At 37.7% G+C, this 9,982-nt stretch carries 8 protein-coding genes and 1 pseudogene; all 9 read left to right on the top strand.

Annotated features, from left to right (window positions below):
• The first annotated feature begins 17 nt into the window (after positions 1-17).
• The 9 genes and pseudogenes from gmd to CXF85_RS13725 all read left to right on the top strand — a co-directional run bounded on the left by gmd (position 18) and on the right by CXF85_RS13725 (position 9,961).
• The gene (gene gmd / locus CXF85_RS13765; RefSeq protein ID WP_101229305.1) at positions 18-1,139 is read left to right on the top strand and encodes a GDP-mannose 4,6-dehydratase; all 1,122 of its coding nucleotides are present in this window, start codon (positions 18-20) and stop codon (positions 1,137-1,139) included.
• 164 nt (positions 1,140-1,303) lie between these two features.
• The gene (gene fcl, locus CXF85_RS13760; RefSeq protein ID WP_101229227.1) at positions 1,304-2,263 is read left to right on the top strand and encodes a GDP-L-fucose synthase; all 960 of its coding nucleotides are present in this window, start codon (positions 1,304-1,306) and stop codon (positions 2,261-2,263) included.
• 2 nt (positions 2,264-2,265) lie between these two features.
• Positions 2,266-2,721 carry a GDP-mannose mannosyl hydrolase gene (locus CXF85_RS13755; RefSeq protein ID WP_101229226.1) on the top strand — a complete coding sequence of 152 codons (456 nt, stop codon included), beginning with the start codon at positions 2,266-2,268 and terminating at the stop codon, positions 2,719-2,721.
• 374 nt (positions 2,722-3,095) lie between these two features.
• Positions 3,096-3,530 (top strand): REP-associated tyrosine transposase, encoded by a 435-nt coding sequence (locus CXF85_RS13750; protein ID WP_232771197.1) that lies wholly within the window; start codon positions 3,096-3,098, stop codon positions 3,528-3,530.
• Positions 3,531-3,650: 120 nt separating this feature from the next.
• Positions 3,651-3,995: pseudogene (locus CXF85_RS13745) on the top strand (REP-associated tyrosine transposase); the annotation flags it as partial.
• Between the two features lie 613 nt (positions 3,996-4,608).
• On the top strand, positions 4,609-6,009 hold the full coding sequence (locus CXF85_RS13740; protein WP_101229303.1) for an undecaprenyl-phosphate glucose phosphotransferase: 1,401 nt from the start codon (positions 4,609-4,611) through the stop codon (positions 6,007-6,009).
• A 19-nt stretch (positions 6,010-6,028) separates the two neighbouring features.
• Positions 6,029-7,213 carry an outer membrane beta-barrel protein gene (locus CXF85_RS13735; protein ID WP_101229302.1) on the top strand — a complete coding sequence of 395 codons (1,185 nt, stop codon included), beginning with the start codon at positions 6,029-6,031 and terminating at the stop codon, positions 7,211-7,213.
• 30 nt (positions 7,214-7,243) lie between these two features.
• Positions 7,244-7,753, top strand: coding sequence for a polysaccharide biosynthesis/export family protein (locus CXF85_RS13730; RefSeq protein ID WP_442871874.1), 510 nt, complete (start codon positions 7,244-7,246; stop codon positions 7,751-7,753).
• Positions 7,754-7,762: 9 nt separating this feature from the next.
• Positions 7,763-9,961, top strand: a complete 2,199-nt coding sequence (locus CXF85_RS13725) for a GumC family protein (RefSeq protein WP_101229223.1) — start codon at positions 7,763-7,765, stop codon at positions 9,959-9,961.
• Positions 9,962-9,982: the final 21 nt, after the last annotated feature.

Raw genomic sequence — 9,982 nt, 5'->3', positions numbered from 1 at the left:
TTTTAGGGATATTGAAAATGTCAAAGAAAGTTGCGTTAATCACAGGTGTTACTGGCCAGGATGGTTCTTACCTTGCCGAGTTACTTTTAGAAAAAGGTTATGAAGTTCATGGCATTAAACGTCGTGCATCGTCATTAAACACTGAGCGTGTCGATCATATTTATCAAGATAGTCATGAAGAGAGCCCTAGCTTCTTTTTACATTATGGTGATTTAACCGATTCTTCAAATTTAACACGTATCATTAAAGATGTTCAGCCTGATGAGGTGTATAACCTAGGTGCACAGTCTCACGTTGCTGTTTCGTTTGAATGCCCTGAATATACTGCAGATGTAGATGCTATGGGTACGTTACGTTTACTTGAAGCTATTCGCTTTTTAGGTATGGAGAAAAAGACTAAGTTTTATCAAGCTTCTACTTCAGAGCTTTATGGTGAAGTGCAAGAGATCCCACAAAAAGAGACTACGCCATTCCACCCGCGTTCGCCTTATGCTGTTGCTAAAATGTATGCGTATTGGATAGTGGTTAACTATCGTGAATCTTATGGTATGTATGCGTGTAATGGTATTTTGTTTAACCATGAGTCACCTCGTCGTGGTGAAACCTTTGTTACTCGTAAAATAACTCGTGCCTTAACTAATATCTCTCAAGGTTTAGAATCTTGTTTATATTTAGGTAACATGGATGCTTTACGTGATTGGGGTCATGCTAAAGATTACGTACGTATGCAGTGGATGATGTTGCAACAAGACGTTGCTGATGATTTTGTTATTGCTACAGGTAAACAAATCTCAGTACGTGAATTTGTAAGTTTATCAGCTAAAGAGCTAGGTATTACTTTAGAGTTCACTGGTACAGAACTTGATGAAGTAGGTACGGTTACCGCTATTGAAGGCGACAATGCTCATGCACTTAACGTTGGTGATGTAATTGTTAAAGTTGACCCTCGTTACTTCCGCCCAGCTGAAGTTGAAACTTTACTTGGTGACCCTAGTAAAGCGAAAGAAAAATTAGGTTGGGTACCACAGATTACTGTTGAAGAAATGTGTGCTGAAATGGTTCAAAATGACTTAAGTAAAGCTAAGCAGCATGCGTTGTTAAAAGCCCATGGCCATGATGTTCGTGTGTCGGTGGAATAAGTAAAAGTTTGAAAGTAGAAAGTTATAAATAACAAGATACAAGTAAAAAGATATAAGTACAAAGGTGCAAGTAGAAAGTTGGAAAGTAGCTAGGTGCTAGTTGAAAGGGTGGCTTTTCCTTGTACCTTTATACTTTCTAACTTTAACCTCCCTAAAGGATTATCATGAAAAGAATATTTGTTGCTGGACACCGCGGTATGGTGGGTTCGGCTATCGTTCGTCAGTTAGAACAACAAACGGATGTAGAACTGGTTTTACGTACACGTTCAGAGTTGGATTTATTAAATCAGCAAGCAGTTGCTGATTTTTTTGCGTCTGAAAATATTGACCAAGTTTATTTAGCTGCGGCTAAAGTGGGCGGGATTGTTGCTAACAATACTTACCCCGCTGAGTTTATACATCAAAACTTGATGATTCAGTGCAATATTATTCATGGTGCGCACTTAGCTGGTGTTCAAGATTTATTGTTTTTAGGGTCAAGTTGTATTTACCCTAAATTGGCTGAACAGCCAATGACAGAAACAGCTTTGTTAACAGGTACTCTCGAGCCAACTAACGAACCTTATGCTATTGCTAAAATTGCTGGTATTAAGTTATGTGAATCATACAATCGTCAGTATGGTCGTAATTATCGCTCTGTTATGCCTACCAACCTTTATGGTGAAAATGATAACTTCCATCCTGAAAACTCTCATGTAATTCCTGCTTTATTACGACGTTTTCATGAGGCACAACTTAATGGTTTAGCAGAAGTAACGGCTTGGGGCTCGGGCAAACCAATGCGTGAGTTTTTGCATGTAAATGATATGGCTGCAGCTTCAATACATGTTATGAATTTAAGTAATGATGTATACCAAGCGAATACTCAAGAAATGCTAAGCCACATTAACGTAGGTACAGGTGTTGATTGTACTATCCGTGAACTAGTTGAAACAGTGGCTAAAGTGGTTGGTTTTACAGGCACAATTTCTTTTGATGCAACTAAACCTGATGGCGCACCTCGTAAACTAATGGATGTATCTCGCTTAAAGGATTTAGGTTGGCAGTATTCTATTTCATTAGAGCAAGGTTTAGCTGAAACGTATGAGTGGTTTTTAGCGAACCAAGATAGTTTTAGGAAATAGTTGTGTTTTTAGATAAGAATACTTTTTCTACTGTAATCGAAAGTACGCCATTAGTTTCAATTGATTTAGTTGTAATCAATAAGCAAGGACAGGCTTTGCTTGGCGAAAGGTTGAATAGGCCAGCGAAAGATTTTTGGTTTGTACCTGGTGGGCGTATTTTAAAAGATGAAGCTATGGCTGATGCTTTTAAGCGTTTAACTAAAGATGAGTTAGGTACTGAGTATTCAATAGAGCAAGCTGAGTTATTAGGGCCTTTTGACCATTTTTATACGGATAATGTTTTTGGTGATGAGTTTAGTACTCACTACGTTGCTATAGCCTATATTTTAAAGCTTGATCAAGAGCTAGATAACCTACCTATGGATATTCAACATAATGGCTACAGATGGTTTGAGCTAGATGCTTTGAAAGCTGATGAGCAAGTGCATTTGCATACAAAGTGGTACTTTGAGCGATAAGGTGATGGTTTTGTAGGAGGGTGTTTACGCCCGAATGTGTGTTTTTAATGTTTGATGATTACGGTTAGTGATTAAGGGCATTTGTACTGTTCGAATTGTTCGCATTGTTCGCATTGTTCGAATTGTCGCATTTTTCTATTGTTCATATTGTTCGCATTGTTCGCGGCTAAAGCCTGCTCCTACGGCCTGTTCTTACAGCGGGGTTCTACAGAGGAGTGGTGTTTTGTAGGAGGGTGTTTACGCCCGAACGTATTGGTGTTTATGCCCGAATGGATAAAGTGAATTGGGTTTGAATTAATGTTTATTTTAATTTGGGCTATATTTTAAGTTATTGCCTAAATTCAAAACAAAATATGTCATATCATGCAAAGGATTTGCGTAAAGGTCGGGTATCTCTACAAGGCCAATCTTATTTTGTTACTGCTGTTACCCATGAACGAACTCCTCTTTTTAAAGACTTTTATAATGCCCGCATTTTAATTAATCACCTAAAACAATCTGATTTTAATCAATTTACCTCAACCGTTGGCTTTGTTGTTATGCCCGACCATTTTCATTGGGTATTTAACTTGTCGGGTGATATAAGTTTGAGTGATGTGGTTGGTAGAGTAAAAGGAGGTGCTAGTCGTTCGTTAAATTTAAGTTTATATAGTTCGATGAAAATATGGCAGGCAGGTTTTCATGATCATTGCATTCGTAGTGATGAAGATTTTAAGCGTGTTATGCGTTATACGGTGGCCAATCCATTAAGAGCGAATATTGTGACAACGGTTGGTGATTATCCCCATTGGGATTGCATATATTTATGATTTTGTAGGAGGGTGTTTACGCCCGAATTTGTTTTATCAATGACAAAAGGCATTTGAATGGTAATGTTCGCGAATAATGTTCGCGGCTAAAGCTCGCTCCTACAATGTAATGATTTTTATCATGCCCGCATTTTAATTAATCACCTAAAACAATCTGATTTTAATCAATTTACCTCAACCGTTGGCTTTGTTGTTATGCCCGACCATTTTCATTGGGTATTTAACTTGTCGGGTGATATAAGTTTGAGTGATGTGGTTGGTAGAGTAAAAGGAGGTGCTAGTCGTTCGTTAAATTTAAGTTTATATAGTTCGATGAAAATATGGCAGTCAGGTTTTCATGATCATTGCATTCGCAGTGATGAAGATTTTAAGCGTGTTATGCGTTATACGGTGGCAAACCCATTAAGAGCGAATATTGTGAGAACGGTTGGTGATTATCCCCATTGGGATTGCATATATTTATGATTTTGTAGGAGGGTGTTTACGCCCGAATTTGTTTTATCAATGACGAAAGGCATTTGAATGGTAATGTTCGCGAATAATGTTCGCGAATAATGTTCGCGGCTAAAGCCGGCTCCTACAGGTGTTTCTACAATTTTTGCGATGTTCTTTTTGTAGGAGGGTGTTTACGCCCGAATGGAGATATACGCGGAATGGTGTTATTCCGAATGGGAGATTATTCATCCATGTTCGTGATAATACATTCGCAGCTTAAGCTTGCTCCTACAATGTTCGCGGCTAAAGCCGACTCCTACAATGTTCGCGGCTAAAGCCGACTCCTACAATGTTCGCAGCTAAAGCTGGCTCCTACAACTGGCTCCTACGGCGTTTTCTGGAATGTTTGGAAAGCCATTTTCGCGGCTAAAGCCGGCTCCTACAACTGGCTCCTACAATCGGTTCTCACTATGCTCTTATTCTTCGGTAACGATTGATTACAATATAGGGTGTGGATCCACTACATTTCAATCAATTCTTAACATTAACTCTAATGCTTAGTCTATATAATGCACGCATATTTCGAGTAGGCCTTTGCTAGGGTTGCGCTGACATAAATCGTTTAACCTAACACAGAGTGCTTATTATCAATTCACAAACTTTCAACGCTACAAGTCATAGTGGCTCGCTATTTTATCGTTTTCTCGATTCATTTTTTATCACTTTATCTTTGGTTTTTTCAACAAGCATTTATGGCGTATCGATGGGTCTTGGTTATTTATCAATACTACTCATTGTTTTGTTCGCTTTTCTATATATAGCAGAGGCATTTAATTTATACCGTTCATGGCGAGCGGGTAAATTTAGAGACATGGTAGCGAATGCATGGGGGACATTAATTTTATCCTTTTTGGCCTTATTAATATTTGCATTCATTTTTAAGTTTTCAGAACAGTTATCTCGAGTGACGGTCACTCTGTGGTTTTTTTGTAGTCTTATTAGTTTATTTTCATGGCGTTTATGCAGCCAAATTTATAAAAAGAGCCGCCGCAATATGGGTTTGAGTATGCGCAAAGTTGCCATTATAGGAGCGACTAAAGCGGGTGAGAATATTTTTCAACAAATTAATACTTATGGTGAATTAGGCTATGACTGCATTGGATTTTTTGAAGATCGAAAAGTAGGTCGTCTTTTTGACCAAGGCCACTTGAATATTGTGGGCACAATAGAGCAAGCCATTGAACAAGCTAAAGCGGGTCGTTTAGATGTGATTTTTTTAGCCTTACCTTTTCAGGCTGAAAAGCGCATTGCGGATATTTTGGCTCGACTTGGCGATACAACTGTTGATGTACATATAGTGCCAGACTTTTTAATCTCTAATTTAATGCATGCCAGAATCGATCATGTCGGCAATATTGATACGTTAAGTGTTTTTGAATCTCCTTATTTTGGTTTCAGAGAAATAACGAAACGTACTTTAGATGTTGTTGCAGGAATGGCAATTTTATTACTAATTTTGCCCGTATTAATTGTGGTTTCAATAGGCGTGAAGTTGACGTCTAAAGGTCCTGTTTTATTCAAACAAGATCGTTATGGTTTAGGTGGTGAGCTAATTAAAGTATGGAAATTCCGCTCAATGACGGTGCAAGAAAATAGCGATATCGTAATTCAAGCAACGAAAAATGATGTACGCGTTACTCCGTTTGGTGCTTTTTTACGCCGTACTAGTTTAGATGAGTTACCGCAATTTATTAATGTACTAACCGGCAGTATGTCTATTGTTGGCCCTAGGCCACATGCAGTTTCGCACAATGAAGAATATCGTAAAAAAGTAGAGTTTTACATGCTGCGCCATAAAGTTAAGCCTGGCATTACTGGTTGGGCTCAGGTGAGTGGTTACAGAGGTGAAACAGATACTTTAGATAAAATGGAAAAACGGATTGAGTACGACCTGCAATATATTAAAAACTGGTCTTTAAGTTTAGATATAAAAATTATATTTTTGACTGTTTTTAAAGGTTTTACTAATAAAAACGCTTACTAAAAGAAAAAGGGAAATGAAAATGAAAAACACAACTTTAGCCATTGCAATTACAGCAGCAATATCAAATACAGCTTTTGCTGAGCAATCGAAGGGGATAACGTTAGATAACGGTGTAACCGTAAACCCTACGCTAAATACTGGTATAAAATATGACGATAATATTTTTAGTACTGATACAGATGAAACTGGTAGCGCTATTGTTAATGTAGACCCTGCACTTAACTTTACATTAAACGATGGTGTTAACCTGTACAGCTTTGATATTGGCCTTAAATCAGGTACTTATTTATCTAGCTCTGATGATAATTTTTTAGATGCCAATGTAGCTTTTAATAGTCATTTAGAGCCATCTTCTAAACACCGATTTGATATTGCTTTAATGGCAAATACAATAACGGAGGCTCGTGGTACTGGCTTGGCTGAGGGCTCAGCTGACACAATTTCTGAACCGCTTGAATATGCAGATCAAACAGCTGCGTTAACTTATGAGTTTGGCGCGTTAAGTACTGCTGCGCGTATAGCGTTTGATGCCAAGTATTACAATAAGGCTTATCGTAACTTTACTTCAGTTACTCAGGTTAACGATTTTGATTCAATAAAATTAGGTTCAACCTTTTTCTATAATACTCATGCAGCAACTGATTTGTTTGTTGAAGTCTATCGCGATGCTATTCGCTACCAACATGTAGCCGCTGGTGATACGCGTAGAGATTCTGATGATTACCGTGCTTTAGCTGGGATAAAGTGGGAAGTAACGGCGTTAACTTCCGGTAATGTTAAATTAGGTTATCAAGAAAAAGACTTTACTGAACAAGGTCGTGAAAACTTTACCGGTTTAAGTTGGCAAGCAGGTGTGCAATGGCAGCCATTGACTTATTCAAGTATTAGTTTTGATACATCTCGTGCGGCAAGAGATACCGATACCGTTGGTGATTACATTAACGCGACCAGCTACTCACTGGGTTGGATGCACAGTTGGAGCCATAATTTATCATCAAAGGTGAGTGCTTCACTTGCTAATGATGACTATAGCGGTGTAACAAGAACTGATGATACTACTACTTTGTCAGTATCAATAAACTATGAGTTAACACGATGGGTTGATGTTTCTGCTTTTGTTGATGTATCAAGTAAAGATTCAACGGTTGAAGATTTAATCTTTGATAAAAATGTTGTTGGCTTAAACTTTAGCTTTTCAATGTAAGGACGTTACGTGACTAAATCTATTTTGTTATTGGTTCTGTTTCTCACTGTTAATGGGATTATTTCTGGGCCGGTATTTGCACTTGATGAATACCGACTTGGCCCTGGTGACAAAATAGAAATAAAAGTCTATGGCCAAGATGAACTCACCGTTACTGCCCTATTAGGCAATAGCGGTAAAATTAATTACCCCTTTTTAGGGGAAATTACGGTAAAAGGTTTGACGGTTAAACAGGTTGAGCAACTGGTGTTAAAAGGTTTAAAAGGGGATTATTTAATAAGCCCTAATGTAGCAGCACAAGTACTTGAATATAGGCCTTTTTATATACATGGTGAGGTTAAAAATCCTGGTGATTATGATTATCATCCGGGTATGACCATTAACCAAGCCATTGCTTTAGCTGGCGGTTTAACCGAACGCGCTTCGAAAGAGAAGATATTTTTATTCAAAGAACATGATAAAAACAATCAACTTAACGCAAGCCTAAGTACACAGGTATCTGCTGGCGATACTATTACAATTGAACAACGATTTTTCTAAGTGATAATGATGGAACTAGATAGTAAAGCTAAAGTGCAAGAAGAAGTCATAGATTTACGACAATACTTTGCAATTTTAAATAAATATAAATTCAAGGTGTTCTTTTTTGCGCTATTCATAGCTATTTTTGCTGGTATTGTTGCCATGAAAATGACACCTGTTTATAAAGCGACAGCAACCTTGTTGATAGAAGCAGAGCAAGCGCAGGCGGTAAATTTTCAAGAAGTGATGGGGTTAGACTCGGGTAGAAAAGAGTATTATTTAACCCAGTTTGAAATACTAAAATCGCAAGCGATTGCTAAAAAAGTTATTAAAAAGTTAAATTTAATTGAACAGCCTGAATTTAACAAACCACCTTCAGCGCTTGCCCGTTTTAAAATATTTGTTAAAGAAAGTTTACCTTTTTTACCAAAAAATAGTGTTATTACGCTAAGTGAAAGTGATTTAGCTGAACAAGAGGTGCAGCGTTTTGTGAAAGTATTTTCAAGTCGGCTTTCAATTTCACCGATTAGAAAAACGCAATTGGTTAGCATTTCATTTGAAGCCGAAGATCCCAAATTAGCTGCTGCTGTCGCTAATGCTGTGGGTGAAGTTTATATTGAAAACCACATGACAGCTAAGATGGGGGTAACTCAAAAAGCAGCAGGCTGGCTTAATGAACGTTTGTCTGATCTACGTATCGGCTTAGATGAATCTGAAGACCAATTACAAGCTTACCGTGAGCAGGAAAACCTCATCGATGTTCAAGGTGTGGTAGGTCTTGTTACCAAAGAGCTAGAGCAAACTGCACAACAATTGGTGATTGCCCGTAATGAGAGAAATCAACTGCAAAGCATAATGCGTGTTATTAATGAATATGGCAGAAATGATTTAGAACGTTTAGGCAGTATAACCGCTATTACCTCACACAATGTTATTCAAGATGTGAAAAAAGAAGTGGTATCAGCTGAACGACGTGTTAGTGAGTTAAGCCAAGTCTACGGTATTAAGCACCCTAAAATGATTGCGGTTAAAGCTGAACTGGCAACGGTTAGCAGAAACCTGAGTAAACAAGTTTATTCACTGGTTAATGGTATTGAAAAAGAAGTGAAAACTTCACAAGCTAATGTAATCGCTTTACAGCAAGAGTTAAGCTTAATTCGTGAACAGTATCAACTTATTACCGGTAAAGAAAATGAGTACCGTAAACTAAAGCGTGAAGTACAAACAAACCGTAACTTGTTTGATACTTTCTTATCGCGATCTAAAGAGACTGAAATAACCAGTGATTTTAATGCAGTAGTTGCTCGTTTTACTGACCGTGCTTTTACGCCAATTGAACCTATTAAGCCGATAAAGAGCTTGATAGTGGCACTGGCCTTTGTTGCAAGTTTTGGTTTTGCGGTTGTTTTAGCTTTTGTTATTGAAGCATTGAACGATACCTTTAAGTCTTCAGCGGATATTGAAAATAAATTATCACAACGTATGTTAGGTTTATTACCTTTAGTGGTGTTGAATAAAAATGAACAGTTAAATCAGCATTACTTTTTTGAAGAGGGTGCTCGTAAGTTTGCAGAATCAGTACGGACACTTCGTACTAGTTTTGTTCTAACGCAGTTGGACAAAGGCTCTAAGGTTATTGAAATAACCTCGACTGTACCTGGTGAAGGTAAAACAACGACTTCAACCAATTTGGCTTTTTCTTTAGCACAAGTTGAAAAAACCATTTTGATTGATGCAGATATGCGTAAACCAAGTATATGTAAGCGTTTTAATATTCCACCTTATCATCCTGGTTTAAGTAATTTAATTGCCGGTACCGAGCAGTTTGATGATTGTATTTATTATGATGATAAATCAGGGTTAACGGTGATGCCTTGTGGCCAGATCCCTTCTAATCCGCTTGAATTATTATTGTCACCGAGATTTGCTGAGGTATTAGCGCAGCTTAAAGAATCTTACGATCGTATTATTATTGATACCCCACCCGTACAAGCAGTCAGTGACTCTTTAGTTATTGCTCAGCAAGCAGATGCGGTGATATATGTTGTTAAAAGTGATGATACTCGTATAGGTGCTGTTCAAGATTCAATGGGAAGGTTAATTAATCTAAATGCCAATATAGCGGGTGTGGTATTGAGTCAAGTTGATACTAGAAAAGTGGCTTCTCACGATTATTATCACGGCTATTACACTGATTATACTTACGGTAATGAAAAAGAGAGTTAATCAGCCTTTTCAACAATAGAT

This window comes from Colwellia sp. 75C3, assembly GCF_002836255.1.
Lineage (GTDB): Bacteria > Pseudomonadota > Gammaproteobacteria > Enterobacterales > Alteromonadaceae > Colwellia.
Note: the sequence above shows the minus strand (reverse complement) of the source record. Positions and strands in the feature narration are given on the sequence as shown.

What these genes read in the sequence shown, in the direction of transcription:
- fcl (WP_101229227.1), top strand. Translation starts at nt 1,304, where the DNA reads ATGAAAAGAATATTTGTTGCTGGACACCGCGGTATGGTGGGTTCGGCT.
- CXF85_RS13725 (WP_101229223.1), top strand. Translation starts at nt 7,763, where the DNA reads ATGGAACTAGATAGTAAAGCTAAAGTGCAAGAAGAAGTCATAGATTTA.
- gmd (WP_101229305.1), top strand. Translation starts at nt 18, where the DNA reads ATGTCAAAGAAAGTTGCGTTAATCACAGGTGTTACTGGCCAGGATGGT.
- CXF85_RS13735 (WP_101229302.1), top strand. Translation starts at nt 6,029, where the DNA reads ATGAAAAACACAACTTTAGCCATTGCAATTACAGCAGCAATATCAAAT.